Genomic DNA, 16,078 nt, shown 5'->3' with positions numbered 1-16,078 from the left:
ACAGAGAAGCCCGCCGGAGTGTGACATCCGGCGGGCACTCATCGGAAACGAAACCGGCCGGAGCCGGTTCCCGGTTCCCTCGGCGCTGGATGAGCGGCTCAGCACTCGATGACGTTCACCGCGAGCCCGCCCCGCGCCGTCTCCTTGTACTTGACCTTCATATCGGCCGCTTTTTCGGCCGCGAGGACGCATCACCCCTGGGTACGGCGGACAGTCACAGCGGTGGCAAGGTAGCCAGCGTGACAGAGCCATTTCCCGACGAAGCCGGAGAGGCGGCGTCCCTCAAGTGAGGGGCCCGGGACCAACAGGTTGGCTGTAAAGGCACCGGCCATGGGGTCACCGGGCGTACGTGTCAAGTTGATTCGCGCCTGATCGAAGCTCAGCTCCGATTGCGTCATCGGATACCAAGTCTTGAAAACTGATTCCTTGGCGCTGAGTAGGAGCCGATCCCAACGGATTTCAGGGCCGTCGTCCAACAGCACTCTGATTGAGTTGCGTTCTTCAGCGAGCGTGACGAGATCCAGAGTGCCTCCCGGCAGTGGGGCGTTGGGCTCGGCGTCGATACCGATCGATGCAACGAGTTCCTTACTGGCGACGGCGGCCGCCCGGTAGCCGTCGCAGTGCGTCATACTGCCAGTCACGCCCCCTGGCCAGCTGGGTGCTCCGCGCCTGCCTGGGAGCAAGGGCGCGGGCGGATATCCCAGCATGCTCAGCGCGCGGCGGGCGCAGATCCGTACGGTGGAAAACTCACGTTGGCGTTTCTCGACTGCGCAGGCGACCGCCGATGCTTCCTGCGGATACAGGTAATCAAACGGTGGCCTGACCGGATCCTGGAAGGCTTCGGACGTGGCAACGTCGTCGGGCAGGAGACGCTCGATCACTGGTGTGCTCCCGGTGCATCAGCAGTTAGGAATGCCTCATGCAGAAGAATGCGGCAAGGGTGGGGCGACCGCTCATCGCGGTCGATCGTCATCGTCTTCTCGTTGTCCGTGAGCGCGCAGGCCAAGGCGCAGCTGTGCGACGACCGCGGTCTTCTCGCGCTGCGCGAATTGCTCGGCCGCAGTCAGCCGCTCCCGCGTCTCCTACTCCTTGGTCGTCAGCTCACCTCCTTTTCAACCTGAGTACCAAAAGGGATCTGGAGTGCTTCGCAGTTCGCGCGGCAGTTCCTTTCGGCGTGTCCGTTCGGCAGCGGGGGAGAGGTAAATCTGTTTGGAGCCGCCGGGTGCCGTCGGGCGGTCCATCTCCACCGAGGATGTCGTCGGATGCGGGCCTTCGGCCTGCGCTCCTGGCCCCATCGATTCGTTGTCAGTGAGCAAGCTCGGTTTCCTGCGGCTTTGCCGCGGCCTGATTTGCCAGGGCCCGGCTTGTCAGGCGTAGTCGAACACCAGGTGGTCCGTGGGCGGACATGTGGTCGTGGCTGCCCCCGGAGCCTCCTGCGTCGTGACGAAGACGCGGACGAGCTCGGGAAGGATGTAGCGCAGTTCGCCGGAGCACACAGGATCCGTCAGCAGCAGCCGGGCCTCGTAGATGGTACGCAGCTGGGCTTCGACCTGGGATTTTGCCCCGATCAGAGCCGCCGCCTCCTGGACCGTGAAAGCTGTGGCGCTCTGCTCACTGAGCGAACGAAGCAGTTCGCGCTCCAGGTCCCCTATCGCCTGATAGCTTTCCCTTATCTTCTCCTGAATATCCAGGTCGCCCGATTTCAGCTCACCAAGCCTCTTGCGTTTGTCGGCGAGACGGGCCGCTGTCTTCTTCAGTGAGAAACCTGTCGGATTCGCCAGCTTCACGCCCACTGCCCGAATCGCCATAGGCAGGTTGTCGCAGAGTTTGACGATCGTGTTGGCGGCCTGCAGTTCTTCCTGGTCTCGTGGCCGGCCGGTGATACGGAGCAGTAGTTCCAGCCCGTCTTCGCTCGATAGCGGGTTCAGTTCGACGTGGCGCGCTCCGCTCAGGCCGTACAGCGGCTTCCGATTGGTGACGATGACGGCGCACCGCGGGCCGCCGGGAAGCAGGGGGCGGACCTGCTCCTCCGATACCGCGTCGTCGAGTATCAGCAGTACTCGCCGATCGGCGCACCAACTACGGAAAAGCTGGCTGCGCGCCTCCAGAGAGGTGGGAGTCTCCGCAGGCGGGATTCCGATAGCCAGAAGGAAGCCTTCCAGCGCGTCCACCGGAATGACAGGCCGGGCGCCGCCACTCTTCAGCGAGGTGAAGAACTGGCCGTCCGGGAAGAGATGACGCAGCTGGTGGGCGAGCCGGACGGCGAGCGTCGTCTTGCCCACACCGCCCATGCCGGTCAGGGAGAGCAGTGCGGTGGTTTGACTGTCGCAGCTCGCCGTCAGGGCCTGCTCCAGTTCGGCGACGAGAGATTCAGGCGCGACGAGATCGGCGATGTCGGGCGGGAGCTGGGCGGGGGGCACCGGCGCCGTGGATCCGAAGCGACCGGCCGGGGAGGCTCCGTCGAGCGCCGGATCGCCGGCCAAGAGCCTCTGGTGAAGCTGTCGGACTGAGAATGAGGGCTCGATCCCCAGCTCGTTGGCGAGCGTCCGGCGGAGCCGCCGGTAGGTGTCGAGTGCTTCGTGGCGTCGGCCCGCCCGGTGCAGGGCGACCATCAAGGAGCAGTGAAAGCCCTCGTGCAGGGGGTGTCTGACGGTGAGTGATTTCAGCTCACGGATCGCGTCGAGATGGCGCCCGAGGCGTAGGTAGGCGTCGATGCGCAGCTCAGTGGCCTGAGTCCAGGTCTCCTCCAGCCTGGCCGCGTAGGCATCCAGGAACTGGCCCTTGTCCACATCGGCCAGCACGGACGCCCCCCACAGGGCCTCTGTGCTGCCGAGAGCGCTGAACGCCCGTTCGTACTGGTGCTCGGCGAACGCCTTCTGAGCTGCCTCAAAACACTGTTCGAAGCACGCCACGTCCACTGATTCCGTCGGCACGCGCAGCATGTACCCAGACGGCCTCGTCAGCAGCGCGACACCGTCGACGCTCCGTCCATCGGTGATGCCGAGGAGCTTGCGCAGCTGGTAGACATAGGTCTGGATAGTGGCCATGGCCGTCGTGGGCGGTTCGCCGAGCCACAGTTCGTCGATGATGTCGCTGACAGGCACGATACGGTCGTGCATAGCGATAAGCATGGCCAGAATGGTGCGTAATTTCGGAGGCAGGGAAACGTTTTCGCAGGTTCCCGCATGAACCCTGAGATTGCCAAGTAGCCTGAATTGCACGAGCCCCCCGTTTCTCCTTTTGGGTCTTTCGGGTGGCCTGAAGAAACCCGGTTGTCCGAAAAGGATTCTTGGATGTGTTTGGCTGAAGCCTCTAGCGGTGCTCGGGTATTTCACCCTAATGCCCATTGGGGGTGTGTGCAAGGAGGGGGTGGGTGGGTATTGTCAAGGTCGGGTAAAATGAGGAGAGTGGAGCATTTCATTCCGCTGCGCTGATCAATTCATTTTTCGAGCGATCTTTCTCCGGCAACATTACCTGCAAAGACACACCGGCTCTCGCCATCGCGAAGCGGAGTACCGGAGGTGCCATCAGGGACGTCGCGATGGCCACGAGGACGACGATGGTATATACGTCGGGACTGAGCACGCCCAAGCGCAGGCCAGCCATCGCGACCACTACCTCGATGACGCCGCGAGCGTTCATCCCTGCTCCGATGGCCAGACTCTCCCAGTGGCCGAGCCGGCTCAGCCGACCGCCCACGTAGGCCCCCGCGAACTTGCCCGTCGTGGCGACGAGCAGCAGCACCACGCCCGTCGCCAGCACGACGGGCTCGGCAAGCGCCGACAAGTCGATCCGCAGTCCCGCGGTGGCGAAGAAGAGAGGCGCCAGGATCGTCAGCGTGGTCGTGCGCACCGCCGCCAGCTGATCGGCCGCCGCGCGGCCCCATCCACCAACCACGACACCGCCGACGAACGCCCCGAACACCGCTTCCAGGCCCATCGCCTGAGTGGCGGCCGCGCAGAGCAGGATGAAGGCTACCGCCAGCGCGGCCGACGTGCCGTCCCGTGTCCCTCGGTCGACCGCCCGCAGTCCGGCTCCCACTGGCCTGCGCACCAGCAGCACCATCACCAGTACGACCACGAGCCAGCCCATGGAGGTCAGTACCGCTCCGGCACGGATCCCGGTCGTCGCCATCGCGGAGACAACGGACAGCAGGATCCAGCCGACCGTATCGTCCACCACTACCGCGCACATGATCAGTCGGCCGATCTCGTGGTGGATCAACCGGAGCTCGATGAGGGCCTTTGCGATGACCGGCATGGCGCTGATTCCCATGGCCACTCCCAGGAAGAGGGCGAAGACGGGACGGCGCGCGGTCTCCGCCATCAGCGACGCGGGTATGACGAATCCGGCACAGACCCCGAGCCCCAGCGGCACCAGGATCCCCGCGGCACTCACTCCGGCTGCCGCGGGCGCGTTCCGCCGCAGCGCTCCAGCATCGAGTTCGACCCCGGTCAGGCCGATCAGCATCAGTACGCCGAGCTGGCCCGCCGCGTCGAGGAGATGGAACTGGGCCGGATCGTTCGGCAGTAACCAGTGCGACACGGCTGGGGCAGCATGGGACAGAACCGAGGGGCCGACCAGGACCCCGGTGCACAGCTCGCCGACGATCGCGGGCATCCTCAGCTGGATCGCCAGTCGGCCGAGCAGCGTGGCGAGCAGCAGGAGCGTGCCCACCTGAAGGAGGAAGAGAAGTAGTTGATGAGCGCCGATGGGTGCGGTCGGTGCGAGGCTGAACGCCACGAGGGGTCTCCCGGGGTGTGGAAGCAGGTGCGGGACAAGGGGCACAGCCGGGCGCCACGCCCGGGTGCCGGTCGGGCGAACGGGTGGGGCCACGGCCCGGGTCAGGACAGAGCGGCGCCGAGCTCCCGAGCCAGAACCCGAGCGAAAGCCGGGAGATTCTCGGCGTGGAAGAAGTGGCCGCCATCGATCACATGGAGGCGGAAACCGGCATTGGCCAACTCGCTCCAACGCCGCATCACTTGCGCCCCCGCCAGCCGGTCCCGGCTGCCGGCGAAGGCGACGACTGGGACCGTCAGAGCTGCGGACGGCTGCTGACCCGCGAGGCGATAGGTGGCCAGCCATCGCACATCCGCCCGCACCACCTCGACGAACCGGGCTCGCAGCCGCGGATGGCCGAGCGCAGTCGTCGGGAGGCCGCCCAGAGCGGCAACCTCCGAGACCAGCGCGTCGTCGGCCAGGTCTGCCCAACGCTCGAACACGTTGGGCGCGAGATGGGGCGGTCGGCTGGCGCCCACGCACAGGCACAGGGGCGGCGGTCCGCCCAGTGCCGCGATCCGGCGGACGACCTCCTGCGCGAGCACGCCGCCCATGCTGTGCCCGTAGATCGCATACGGTCGGTCGGCCCGGCGCAGCAGCGCACGGGCCACCTCCCACGGCTCGATACGAGCGGGCTCACGAAGCCGGCTCTCCCGTCCGGGCAGCTGGACCGGTTGCACTCCGACGAACCCGGGCAGCGCGTCGCGCCACCGGGCGAAGCTTGTGCCACCCCCGCCGGCGTGCGGTAGGCAGAACAGCAGCAGTCGCGCCTGTGTCGGCGCCCCGGACCTGGGAAACCAGCGGTCGCCCGAGTCCGGGACCGGTGTCAGGGAATACCCCGTCACGGCTTCTCACATCCCGAGGTGCCGGGGCAGGAAGTCGGTGCGCACTTCTCCGCTGCGGAAGGCGGGATGATCCAGCACCCGCTGGTGGAAGGGGATCGTGGTGCGTATCCCGGGACCGACGACCGTGGTCTCGCCGAGCGCGCGCCGCGCACGGTCCAGGGCCGCTCGGCGGTCGGACGCCCACACGATCAGCTTCGCGATCATCGAGTCGTAGTGGGGGGAGACGTCCGCGCCCGGAACGCAGTGCGAGTCGACCCGGACGCCCGGACCGCCCGGTGTCCGGAACTCGGTCAGTGTGCCCGGGGTCGGGGCGAAGCCGCGGTCCGGGTCCTCGGCGTTGATCCGTACCTCCACCGCGTGCCCGCGCAGCTGCACGTCGGCCTGGCCGAGTTGGAGACGGCAGCCTGCCGCGATACAAATTTGTTCCGCCACCAGGTCCACCCCGGTGATCGCCTCGGTGACGGGGTGCTCGACCTGGATCCGCGCGTTCATCTCCATGAACCAGTAGCGGCCGTCGTCATCCAGGAGGAACTCCATGGTTCCCGCGCCGCAGTAGCCGAGGGACTTCGTGCCCCGCAGCGCCGCTTCCCCCATCTGCGTACGGGTCTGCTCGTCCAGTGCCGACGACGGCCCCTCCTCGATCAGCTTCTGGTGCCGGCGCTGCACTGAGCAGTCCCGCTCGCCCAGGTGGACCGCGTTGCCGAAGCCGTCGGCCAGTAGCTGGAACTCGATGTGCCGCGCCGACTCGAGGTAACGCTCCAGGTAGACCCGGCTGTCGCCGAAGACCGCCTGCGCCCCCGCCCGGGTCTGGCGGTACGCCGTCCGGAGCGCCTCGGGCGACCGGGCGACCGCGATGCCGCGTCCGCCGCCGCCGGCCACTGCCTTCACCACCACCGGGTACCCGATCCGCCCGGTGGCGGCCAGGGCATCATCCAGCGAGGCGACGGGCTCAGTGGTGCCCGGCAGCAGAGGCAGACCTGCGTCGGCCATGAGCCTGCGGGTGGTCGCCTTGTCCCCGGCCGACTCCATCACCCCGGGGGGCGGTCCGATGAAGGTGATGCCGTTCTCTGCGCATATCTCGGCGAAGTACGGATCCTCGGAGAGGAAGCCATAGCCGGGGTGAATGGCCTCGGCGCCGGTCTTGAGGGCCGCCGCGATCACGTTCGGGATGTTCAGGTAGCTGCGGCGGGCGGCGGCCGGGCCGATCCGCACGGCCTCGTCGGCGAGTTCCACGTGCGCCGACGAGGCGTCCGCCGTGGAGTACACGGCGACGGACCGGACCCCCAGCTCACGGCACGCCCGGATGATCCGGACGGCGATCTCGCCCCGGTTGGCGATGAGCACCTTGCGGAACACCTTCCTCACCCCTCCACTGGTACATAGTCGATCAGCGGCTGGTCGTACTCGACCATGTCCCCGTCTGCTACGTGCACGGCGGTGATCCGGCCTCGGGTGTCCATCGTGATCGGGGTGAAGAGCTTCATTGCCTCCACCAGGGCGATCTGTTGTCCGGGTTCCACTACGTCTCCGACTTCCACGAACGCCGACTCCTCCGGGGACGGGCCGCGGTAGAACGTACCGACGAGGGGTGAGCGCACCGTGAGGGTTCCGTCGTCCGGTTCGCCGGGGGATTCCTCCCATGGCGCCGCGAGAACCGGCCCCGGGGGCGGCGGCGCGGTCACCGCTGCCGGGGCGTCCCAGGAGACATCGATCGAGCATTCTCCGGCCCGCACGGTCACCTGTCGCACGGGGCCCGGAAGGCTTTCCACCACAGCCCTGAGCGCGCTGCTCAGCTGGTGGACGCCCGCCACGTCAACCGTGGTCTCACTGTCCCTCATGGGTGTCCACCTCAACGAGTCGTGGCTGCTGAACCGGGTCGCCGAACCGCGCGAACCGCTTGTACCGCTGCTCGACCAGCTCGCGGGGGCCGAGCGCGTCGAACTCCGTCAGGACCGCCAGTAGCGCGGACCTGACGTGGTCCGCGGTCCGCGCGTGATCGGCGCGGGCGTCACCCTCCGGCTCGGTTATCACCCCGTCCACCACCCCAAGCGCCAGCAGGTCGGCCGAGGTCAGCCGGAGTTGTTCCGCGGCCCGCGGGGCCGAGGCCGCACTGCCGAACAGGATGGTCGAGCAGCCCTCGGGGCTAATCACCGACAGATAGGCGTTCTCCAGCATGAGAACCCGGTTGCCGACGGCCAGGGCCAGGGCCCCGCCGCTGCCGCCTTCGCCGGGAGGCGAGCCCGCCCACGGTGGCCGGGTCGTCGTTGCCGAGGCGGTCGCCGGGCAACTCGACGAAGTCGTCGAAGAGGTGGGCGCAGTAGTCCAGTGTCGTCGGGCGCCCGGTGTCGCGGGCGAGAGCCACGACGTCGCGAGCGGCCCGCACGGGTGCCGCGGGCTGCAGGGGTGGTTCGGGCGGCGGTGCCACGGCGGCCGCAGCGCGCTCCGGTGACCGGGCGTGCAGCTTGAGGATCCGGGCCAGGAGCGGACGCAGCCCTTCGCGCGGAACCACCATATCGATCAGGCCGTGGTCGCGCAGGAACTCCGCGGTCTGGAAGCCCTCCGGTAGTTCCTGGCGGATGGTCTGCCGGATCACGCCCGGGCCGGCGAAACCGATCCGTGCGCCCGGCTCGGCGACGACGATGTCGCCGAGCATGGAGAAGGACGCCGTCGCGCCCCCGTAGGTAGGGTCGGTGTTGAGGTTGAGGACCATCACACCGGCTTCTCGTAGCCGTTCCAACTCCTGGCTGGTCTTCGCCAGTTGCATCAGCGAGATCGCGCCCTCCTGCATCCGGGCACCGCCCGAGGCTGACACGATCAGCAAAGGTGTGCGGTCCTCGAGCGCCCGGCGGGCCGAACCGGGCGATCAGCTCGCCGACCGCGCCGCCGACACTGCCGCCGAGGAAGGCGAAGTCCAGGGCGGCGACGACGACGGGCGCTCCCTCCACTCGTCCGGTCCCGCACACCACGGCGGCGTTGTTCCCGGTGCGGGACCGGTTCTCCTCCAGCCGCTGCCTGTACGGCTTGGTATCGACGAAGCCGAGGATGTCGTCAGAGGTCACGTCGGCCCCGAACCGGCTGAGACTGCCGGGATCGAGTAGCAGGTCCAGCCGCTGCCGGACACCGATCCGGCCATGGTGCCCGCACTCGGGGCACACCTGAAGATGTCGTTCCCACCGCTTGCGGTAGATGGGCTCTCCACAGCTGTCGCACCGCACCCAGCTGTTGTCCGTACCGCCGAAGCGGGACGTCCGCGGCGGGGTCCTGTCCGTCGTCGTCATCGCCCGCACCCTGCCTCAGACACCGTCGTGGGCGTAGGCGACGCGGCAGAAGACCGAGTCGATCCCGGCCAGTTCGCGACAGCGCCGGAAGTGACCTTGGACGCTTGGGTGCCGCTGCATGGCCTCGAACTGCTCCTCGCTGCGCCACTGGGCGTAGTTCACGACTCGGGAGCCGTCCTCGCCCATGTGCACGTTCGCCGACACGAAGCCGGGAAACCGCTTGATGATGTCGGTGACGCCGACGATCTCGTCGTACATCCGCTGCTGGTTCTCGGGCTTGACCGTGAACACGTTGATCAGCGTGTAGTAGCCGTCCGCCGTCGAGATAAGTGCCATGATCAATCACTCCCTGGTGTCTCCGGCCCCCGCACCACCAGTGCGGAGTTGAAACCGCCGAGCCCTCGCGCCACGACCAGCGTGGTGCGCACCGGCATGCGGCGGTGCGCGCCGGTGACGACGTCGATCTCGTACTCCTCGGGCACGTCGCCGATGTTGACAGCAGCGGGAACGATTCCGTCGCGAATCATCATCAGTGCGCTGAACACGTCCAAAGCGGCGCCGCCGGAGTAGAGGCGGCCCGTCATCGTCTTGGGAGCGGCCACCGGGACCGCTCGTGCGCCGAAGACCCCGGCGATCGCGGCGGCCTCGACCCGGTCGAGATCGGGACTGCCGTGGGCGTCGGCCACGACTACGTCCACCTCGCCCGGAGCGACCCCGGCGTCGTCCAGGGCACCGGTGACGGCCCTGACCAGTGCCCGGTCACGGCCGGATCCGGGTGCCGGGTCGAAGGTCGCCGCGTAACCGGCGAGTTCGCCGTAGATCCGTCGCGCGCCGCGCTCACGCGCCGCCCCGGCCTCCTCCAGGACGAAGAACGCGCCACCCTCCCCAGGGACGTATCCACACGCGTCCTGGTCGAAGGGCAGGTAGGAGCGGTGCGGCTCGGGACGTCGGCTCAGGCGCCCGTTGGGGATCTGCGCTGTCAGTCCCCACGGGCCCAGCGGTGCGTCCACTCCGCCGGCGAGCGCGACCGCGAGGGTGCCGGAGCGTACCTTGCGACGGGCCGCGGCCAGTGCGTCGAGCCCGCCCGCTTGCTCCGTCACCAACACCGAGCTATGACCTCGCAGACCGTGCCGGATCGACAGCTGGCCGGTGTTGACAGCGTAGAACCATGCGAAGGACTGGTAGGCGCTGACCCGGTGTGGTCCCTCGCTCCACAGCTTCTGCAGCTCGTGCTGACCGAACTCGAAGCCACCGCACGCGTTGGCCGTCACGACGCCCGCGTCGTATTCGCCAAGCGCGTGCGCGTCCACCTCGGCGTCGTCGAACGCCCAGGCCGCGGCGGCGAGCGCGTACTGGGTCGTACGGTCCGTCTGCGGACGCAGACGGCTCGGCACATGCTGCGTCAGGTCGAAGTCGGTGATCTCCCCACCCACCGTGACGGGGTATGAGGACGGGTCGAAACGGCTCAGCCTGCGAATTCCACTGCGTCCCTGAATCACCGCTGTCCAGTACGCGTCGGCGCCCACCCCGTTCGGAGCGACCGCGCCCACCCCGGTAACGACGACACTGGCGGCACGTCCCATCACACGGCCTCCGAACGCCTGAGGACCGCAGCGCTCTGGAAGCCGCCGAATCCGCTGCCGACAGTGAGAGCGGCGTCCACCCGGGTCTCCCGGGCGACCAGGGGCACGTAGTCCAGGTCGCACTCGGGGTCGGGCACCCGCAGGTTCGCCGTCGGCGGGATCACCCCGTGCTCGATGGCGAGAGCGCACGCGGCGATCTCCAGTGAGCCGACGGATCCCAGCGAGTGACCGATCATCGACTTGATCGAACTGACCGGGATTCCGTAGGCGCTCAAGCCGAGGGCGTGCTTGAATGCGGCTGTCTCGTGCAGATCGTTCTGGCGCGTGCCCGAACCATGGGCGTTGATGTAGTCCAGGTCGTCCGGGGCCATACGGGCTTGGCGCATGGCCGCGTCGATCGCCTCGGCCATCTCCAGACCGTCGGGGCTCAGTCCCGTCATGTGGTAGGCGTTGCAGCGGGTGGCGAAACCGGCCAGTTCGGCGTGGACATGGGCGCCGCGCCGTCTGGCGTGCTCGTACTCCTCCAGGACGAACACCGCCGCCCCTTCCCCCAGGGCGAAGCCGTTACGGGTCAGGTCGAACGGCCGGCACGCTCCCGCGGGGTCGTCGTTGTCCGGGGAGGTGGCTCGCAGGGCGTCGAAGCAGGCGTAGGTGATGGGTGACAGGGGGGCGTCCGAGGCTCCGGTGATCATCACGTCGGCGGTGCCGTCGAGGATCAGGTCGAGGGCGTAGCCCACGGCGTCCAGGCCGGAGGTGCAGCCGGTGGAGACGACCGCGGCCGGTCCCTCGGCTCCGGCGGCCCACGCCACTTCGCGGGACAGCGACGTCGGGACGAAGAAGTCGAACAGGTGTCCGACGGCGCGGGTGTGATCGACCAACCAGTCCCGTCCGCTGCTGCTGACCGTCGCGTATTGGCTCTCCAGCCCCATGGTGCAGCCGACCGCCGTCCCGATGCTGACGCCGATCCGGTGCGGCGCGGGACTCTCCATCGGCAGGCCGCTGTCGTCCAGGGCTTCCCGGAGAGCGACGAGCGCGAACTGCACCATCCGGTCGAGTCCTTCGGCCTGTTCGGGCCGCAGGCCGGCCGCGACGGGGTCGAAGTCGACCTCGCCGGCGATCCGCGAACGGTAGCCGGTGGCGTCGAAGAGGGTGACAGGCCGGGTGGCGGACCGGCCGGAGGTGATCTGCTCCCAGAACGGCTTGGTACCGACGCCGCCCGGCGCGACCACGCCGATGCCGGTGAGAACGGCTCTGCGCACGAGTCAACTCCCTACGGACGGCGGCGTGGCGTCCGGGTTGGGTGCGGGTTCCACCTCGACGTGTCCCTCGGCGGGGCTGGGGGCCAGCGGCGCCATCTGGAAGACCACGAGCGCCGGTTCACCGCCGTCGTTCTGGATGCGGTGCGGGGTGAACTTGGGGACCATGGCGGCCTCTGTCCTGCTCAGCCGCAGCTCCTCGCCGCCCGCAGTCAGCAGGACCTCGCCCTCCGCGATGAAGATGAACTCCTCCGAGTGCGGGTGGTAGTGGGCGGCGATGAACTCTCCGGGCGCCAGCTTCATCGCGCCGAGGAATCCGGCGCTGGCCCCCACGGAGCCCGGGGTGAGCAGCGGGTAGATGCTCCCGCCGAGTCTGCGGCTGGGGACGACGTCCCCGAGTGCCACCTTGGTCAGTACGGACACGATTCACTCCTTCGACGCGGACCACTGGTAGAACTCCTCGGCACGGGTGTCCAACAGACCGCGGCAGTCCGAGGAGTAGGGGGTGAGATACGTGGCCAAGCGGTCGCGGACCTCGATGTACGACGGGTGGGTGCGGGCTGAGTGGATCTGCTCGGCGAGGTCGACGGTCAGGTCCGGCCGGGCCGCTACGACATGCATGTACAGGCCGCGGAACCGGTAGAGGGTCCGCCGGGCGACCCCGATCTCCTCCGGCAGGCCGGTGCGGTCGTGCTCGTCCCAGATCCGGGCCACGCGGGGGGCGTCCTCGGGACTCATCCGGTCGACGAAGATCACGTGCTGCATTCGGTCTCTTCCCTTCGGGCGACCGACTGCGCGATGGCACGGCGGTCCACCTTTCCGTTGGCGTTCAGCGGCAGGTCCGGCCAGTGCGCGATCGTGCGCGGCAGCATGTGGGCGGGCAGCCGTCGACGCAGGGCGGCTGAGAGCGCGTCCTGCGACCCGGCCTCTCCGGTGTAGACGGCGTGCAGTACGGCGGCTCGGCCCGACGCTTCGACCACGACCACGACGGCGTCCAGCACCCACGGTTGGTCGTGCAGAGCGGACTCGATCTCGCCCAGCTCGATCCGGTAGCCCTGGATCTTCACCTGGTGGTCCAGTCGGCCCAGATGGACCAGCCCCCACTCGGTGCGCCGCACGCGGTCGCCGGTGCGGTACCAGAGGCCGTCGTCCGGGTGCTCCGTCGCGTTCACGACAGTCGCCCGGGTGCCGTCGAAGGACACGAACCGGTCGGCGTTGTCCGCGGGATCCAGATAGCCGCCGAAGCGCTGCGGACCGCGGATGCACAGCTCGCCCTCGGTGGCCACCCTGCCCCGCGGGTCTATGACCAGTTCCTCGTGCCCCGGGTGCAACTCACCGATCGGCACCGTCCCGTTGGACGGCGACGGCCAGCTGCCCGGGTCCGCACTGAGCCGGTACTGGGCGCAGCTCAGGGTCAGCTCGGTGGGCCCGTACAGGTTCTCCAGCACGGCACCCGGGGCGGCGGCACGCCAGGCTCGGGCCTGGGCGAGGGTGAGCTGCTCGCCGCAGAACAGGCTCCAGCGCAGCCCCGGCATGGACCCGGCCGACAGCCGTCCCAGCCGCCGGGCCAACGAGACGACGGACGGCACGGAGAACCAGTGCGTGATCCGCCGCTCCACGACGAACCTGACCGGGGCGAGCAGGTCGGCCCGGGACGGCACGACCAGGGTCGCCCCCGATCCCCACGAGGCGAACAGATCGAACACCGCCAGGTCGAAGGTGAGGTCGAACATCTGTGTCACCCGGCTGTCCGGCCCGAGTCCGTAGCGCGGGATGACGTGATCCAAGTACGCGGACACGTTCCGGTGTGCGACGGGCACGCCCTTGGGCACTCCGGTCGAGCCGGAGGTGAACAGCAGGTACGCGGTGTCCTGCCCGTCCGTCGGCCCGGTGGGCGTGGGGATCGCTTCCGGCGGGGCCGGTGTGTCACGAAGCCGGGCGAGCACCGCCGGTGTCAGGGCGAGGACCGGCTGCGGCAGCGGGGAGGCGTCGTTCTCCGAGAGCACCGCGTCCACCCGCGCGGTGGCAGCGACCGTCGCGTTGCGCGTGGCCGGGAACAGCGGGTTGAACGGTACGGCCACGGCGCCCAGGCGCTGAATCGCGAGGTATCCGGCGTAGGCGGCGAGGGTACGTGAGGCGTACAGGCCGATGGTCCGGGGTGTACGGCCGAGCGTCCGTACGAGTTCCACGGCGATGGTGCCGGCGAGCCGGTCCAGTTCCGCGTAGGTCACCCGGGCGTCATTGAGCTCGACCGCCACAGCCTGACCATGCAGCGCCGCGGAACCGGCGAACCGCTCGTACAGGGTCTGGTGATCCGCCATGGCCGCGGGTCACCCCTGTGTCTTGGCGCGTTCGATCTTCTCCTTGATGACCTTCATCTGGATCGCGGTGTTGTCGTTGATCCTCTTGGTGATGGCGTCGTCGTCGAACGGCGCGGTCGGCTTCGCCTCGAACTCCTGGCGCCAGCGCATGGTTGTGCCCTGTGCGTCGCCGTCGAAGTCCCAGTAGATGCGCATGTACTCGAACGGTCCGGTCTCCACCCGGTGGGCTCGGACGGTCTTGGTGGATTCGTCCCAGGTGCGCTCGCTGACCCAGCTCCACACGGTGCCGTCGGGGTCGGGCACCATCGTCAGCCGGAACCGGACGGTGTTCTCATCCTCTTTCAGGACGTCTATCGCGGCGTACTCGGTGAACAAGTCTGGCCAGGACCGCACGTCGTTGGTCATGCGCCAGACGAGTTCCAGAGGCGCGTCGATGCGGATGCTGTTGTCGGTGCTGTTGGCCATCAGAGTGAATCTCCTGGGGAGTTGAGGTGGATGAGGATCTGATCGATGGTCATGGCAGGGGTGTCCTCGGGCAGGGCAATGCCGTAGCGGTCGTCCAGGACCTTCTCCAGCTCCAGGACACCGATCGAGTCGATGCCGAGGTCACTGGGTGTCAGGGCGCCCTCGATCGCCTGGGGATCGACCCCGATGTGCGTGCTGAGAATGGCGTACAGGTCGTTTCGGGATACGCTCGCCGTACTCATCGGCGGACCTCCGTGATATCGCGGGGAAGGGACCTGACGGCTGCCGCGGTGGTCACACGGGCCGGCACTCGAGCAGGGTCCAGTGGTAGATCGGTTCGGAGAGCAGCTCGAACCCGGCGGCGGTGAACAGGGCCTTCCAATCGTCGAGGGTGCGCTCCCGGCCGCCGTGCAGGACGAGCATGTCGAGGTCCAGGAACTTGCCGTGGTCCCACGCGTTGCCCGAGTCGAGGATCGAGTCGACGACGAGCAGCCGGGCCCCGCTGTCGCCGATCGTCGACCGGATCCGGCCGAGTACCCGGCCGGCCTCGTCGTCCGGCAGATCGTGCAGCACGGCCTTGACGAAGTAGCAGTCGCACCCCTCGGGCAGCGGGGCCGTGAGCAGGTCACCGGCCTGGACGATCACCCGGTCCTCGACCTGATGCTCGGCGAGGACCTTGGCGGCCTTCTCCGCCATCCAGGCCAGCTCCACCAGATGGCCGGTCGTGCCTGGATGCCGCCTGAGCACTTGGGCCAGGAAGTAGCCGTCTCCTCCACCGAGATCGGCGATCCTGCTGAACCGCCCCAGGTCCCACCGGTCCAGCTCCTCCTGGACGAACCCCCGGCTCCAGTGGGACATGAAGGAGTCGTAGAACGCGTCGATCTCCGGGGTGCGCTGGAGGTACTCGATGAACGACATGCCGTACGCCCGGCGGAATCCGGGCTCCCCGGTCCGCACGGTGTGGGCGAGTTCGGCGTACGCCTTCTCGGTCAGCGGCATCCGGTTGTACTCGGCGAGCGCCAGGATGTTCTGGGGGTTGTCCGCGCGCAGGCCGTCGGCCAGCGGGGTCAGGCCGAAGGTACCCTTCGGCCCCTCCGCGAAGATTCCCACTCCGGCGGCACAGCGCAGCAGCCGGTACAGCGAGGGCCCATGCGTCGAGGTGTGCTCGGCTATCGTCTCGATCGGCAGCGGGCCGTCGCCGAGCAGGTCGGCCACGCGCAGTTCCATCAGCAACTCGACCAGCTGCGACAACCGGCCGGAGCAGGCCAGCAGGATCAGGTGCTGGGCGTGCAGATCGTCGGGAACGGGGTTCGGAATCTTCGTATTCCTCTGCTCGGCCATGTCACTCCTGATGGGATTGCCGTTGATCGCGGCATTGACCGCGTTGAGCACGTCGCGTGGCGATTTTGAGGTCCCTACGACCTCGTCGGCCAGGTCTATTCCGTACTGATTCCGGATCTGGCTCAACACCTCGAGAAGAGCGACCGAGTCGTAGCCGAGGTTTCCGAAAAGGACGTCGATTACATCACCGTCCAATGCACCGTCCTCGGC

Annotated in this window: 18 protein-coding genes and 1 pseudogene; 1 reads left to right on the top strand and 18 read right to left on the bottom strand. The window is 68.2% G+C overall.

Features of this window, described 5'->3' with window-relative positions:
- Positions 1-191: 191 nt before the first annotated feature.
- The 8 genes from J2Z30_RS09335 to J2Z30_RS49435 form a co-directional block, all read right to left on the bottom strand.
- Complete coding sequence (locus J2Z30_RS09335) at positions 192-881, bottom strand: 4'-phosphopantetheinyl transferase family protein (RefSeq protein ID WP_078956623.1); 690 nt, start codon at positions 879-881, stop codon at positions 192-194.
- Positions 882-1,367: 486 nt separating this feature from the next.
- Positions 1,368-3,347 (bottom strand): AfsR/SARP family transcriptional regulator, encoded by a 1,980-nt coding sequence (locus J2Z30_RS09330; RefSeq protein WP_078956622.1) that lies wholly within the window; start codon positions 3,345-3,347, stop codon positions 1,368-1,370.
- 70 nt (positions 3,348-3,417) lie between these two features.
- On the bottom strand, positions 3,418-4,743 hold the full coding sequence (locus J2Z30_RS09325) for a cation:proton antiporter (RefSeq protein WP_044569703.1): 1,326 nt from the start codon (positions 4,741-4,743) through the stop codon (positions 3,418-3,420).
- 101 nt (positions 4,744-4,844) lie between these two features.
- The gene (locus J2Z30_RS09320; protein ID WP_052701349.1) at positions 4,845-5,624 is read right to left on the bottom strand and encodes a thioesterase II family protein; all 780 of its coding nucleotides are present in this window, start codon (positions 5,622-5,624) and stop codon (positions 4,845-4,847) included.
- A gap of 6 nt (positions 5,625-5,630) precedes the next feature.
- Positions 5,631-6,980, bottom strand: coding sequence for an acetyl-CoA carboxylase biotin carboxylase subunit (gene accC, locus J2Z30_RS09315; protein ID WP_044581358.1), 1,350 nt, complete (start codon positions 6,978-6,980; stop codon positions 5,631-5,633).
- A gap of 5 nt (positions 6,981-6,985) precedes the next feature.
- Positions 6,986-7,462 (bottom strand): acetyl-CoA carboxylase biotin carboxyl carrier protein, encoded by a 477-nt coding sequence (locus J2Z30_RS09310; protein ID WP_044569702.1) that lies wholly within the window; start codon positions 7,460-7,462, stop codon positions 6,986-6,988.
- Positions 7,449-7,799: a Clp protease/crotonase-like domain-containing protein gene (locus J2Z30_RS49440; RefSeq protein WP_245387774.1), complete on the bottom strand. Its 351-nt coding sequence runs from the start codon at positions 7,797-7,799 to the stop codon at positions 7,449-7,451. The genes J2Z30_RS09310 and J2Z30_RS49440 overlap by 14 nt, the downstream gene beginning before the upstream one ends.
- The gene (locus J2Z30_RS49435) at positions 7,768-8,436 is read right to left on the bottom strand and encodes a hypothetical protein (RefSeq protein WP_308279897.1); all 669 of its coding nucleotides are present in this window, start codon (positions 8,434-8,436) and stop codon (positions 7,768-7,770) included. Before J2Z30_RS49435 ends, J2Z30_RS49440 begins: the two co-directional genes overlap by 32 nt.
- A 13-nt stretch (positions 8,437-8,449) precedes the next feature.
- Here J2Z30_RS49435 and J2Z30_RS49430 point away from each other — a divergent pair, with 13 nt between their 5' ends.
- Positions 8,450-8,722, top strand: coding sequence for a hypothetical protein (locus J2Z30_RS49430; protein ID WP_044569700.1), 273 nt, complete (start codon positions 8,450-8,452; stop codon positions 8,720-8,722).
- A 78-nt stretch (positions 8,723-8,800) separates the two neighbouring features.
- On the opposite strand, the pseudogene J2Z30_RS49425 reads toward J2Z30_RS49430, so the two are convergent.
- From J2Z30_RS49425 to J2Z30_RS09260, 10 genes and pseudogenes are all read right to left on the bottom strand, one after another.
- A pseudogene (locus J2Z30_RS49425) lies at positions 8,801-8,902 on the bottom strand (hypothetical protein); the annotation flags it as partial.
- A 15-nt stretch (positions 8,903-8,917) separates the two neighbouring features.
- The gene (locus J2Z30_RS09300) at positions 8,918-9,238 is read right to left on the bottom strand and encodes an antibiotic biosynthesis monooxygenase family protein (RefSeq protein ID WP_044569699.1); all 321 of its coding nucleotides are present in this window, start codon (positions 9,236-9,238) and stop codon (positions 8,918-8,920) included.
- A gap of 2 nt (positions 9,239-9,240) precedes the next feature.
- Complete coding sequence (locus tag J2Z30_RS09295; RefSeq protein ID WP_044569698.1) at positions 9,241-10,485, bottom strand: ketosynthase chain-length factor; 1,245 nt, start codon at positions 10,483-10,485, stop codon at positions 9,241-9,243.
- The gene (locus J2Z30_RS09290) at positions 10,485-11,744 is read right to left on the bottom strand and encodes a beta-ketoacyl-[acyl-carrier-protein] synthase family protein (protein WP_044569697.1); all 1,260 of its coding nucleotides are present in this window, start codon (positions 11,742-11,744) and stop codon (positions 10,485-10,487) included. Before J2Z30_RS09290 ends, J2Z30_RS09295 begins: the two co-directional genes overlap by 1 nt.
- A gap of 3 nt (positions 11,745-11,747) precedes the next feature.
- Positions 11,748-12,164 carry a cupin domain-containing protein gene (locus tag J2Z30_RS09285; protein WP_308279873.1) on the bottom strand — a complete coding sequence of 139 codons (417 nt, stop codon included), beginning with the start codon at positions 12,162-12,164 and terminating at the stop codon, positions 11,748-11,750.
- Positions 12,165-12,167: 3 nt separating this feature from the next.
- Positions 12,168-12,506: a TcmI family type II polyketide cyclase gene (locus J2Z30_RS09280; RefSeq protein WP_044569693.1), complete on the bottom strand. Its 339-nt coding sequence runs from the start codon at positions 12,504-12,506 to the stop codon at positions 12,168-12,170.
- Positions 12,494-14,062, bottom strand: a complete 1,569-nt coding sequence (locus J2Z30_RS09275) for an AMP-binding protein (protein WP_044569692.1) — start codon at positions 14,060-14,062, stop codon at positions 12,494-12,496. The genes J2Z30_RS09280 and J2Z30_RS09275 overlap by 13 nt, the downstream gene beginning before the upstream one ends.
- A gap of 9 nt (positions 14,063-14,071) precedes the next feature.
- Positions 14,072-14,527, bottom strand: coding sequence for an SRPBCC family protein (locus J2Z30_RS09270; RefSeq protein ID WP_044569691.1), 456 nt, complete (start codon positions 14,525-14,527; stop codon positions 14,072-14,074).
- Complete coding sequence (locus J2Z30_RS09265; RefSeq protein WP_044569689.1) at positions 14,527-14,769, bottom strand: acyl carrier protein; 243 nt, start codon at positions 14,767-14,769, stop codon at positions 14,527-14,529. The genes J2Z30_RS09270 and J2Z30_RS09265 overlap by 1 nt, the downstream gene beginning before the upstream one ends.
- A 52-nt stretch (positions 14,770-14,821) precedes the next feature.
- Positions 14,822-16,063 (bottom strand): methyltransferase, encoded by a 1,242-nt coding sequence (locus J2Z30_RS09260; RefSeq protein WP_209468619.1) that lies wholly within the window; start codon positions 16,061-16,063, stop codon positions 14,822-14,824.
- Positions 16,064-16,078 lie beyond the last annotated feature (15 nt).

The sequence above is a fragment of the Streptomyces iranensis genome (genome assembly GCF_017874715.1).
Classification (GTDB): domain Bacteria; phylum Actinomycetota; class Actinomycetes; order Streptomycetales; family Streptomycetaceae; genus Streptomyces; species Streptomyces iranensis.
Note: the sequence above shows the minus strand (reverse complement) of the source record. Positions and strands in the feature narration are given on the sequence as shown.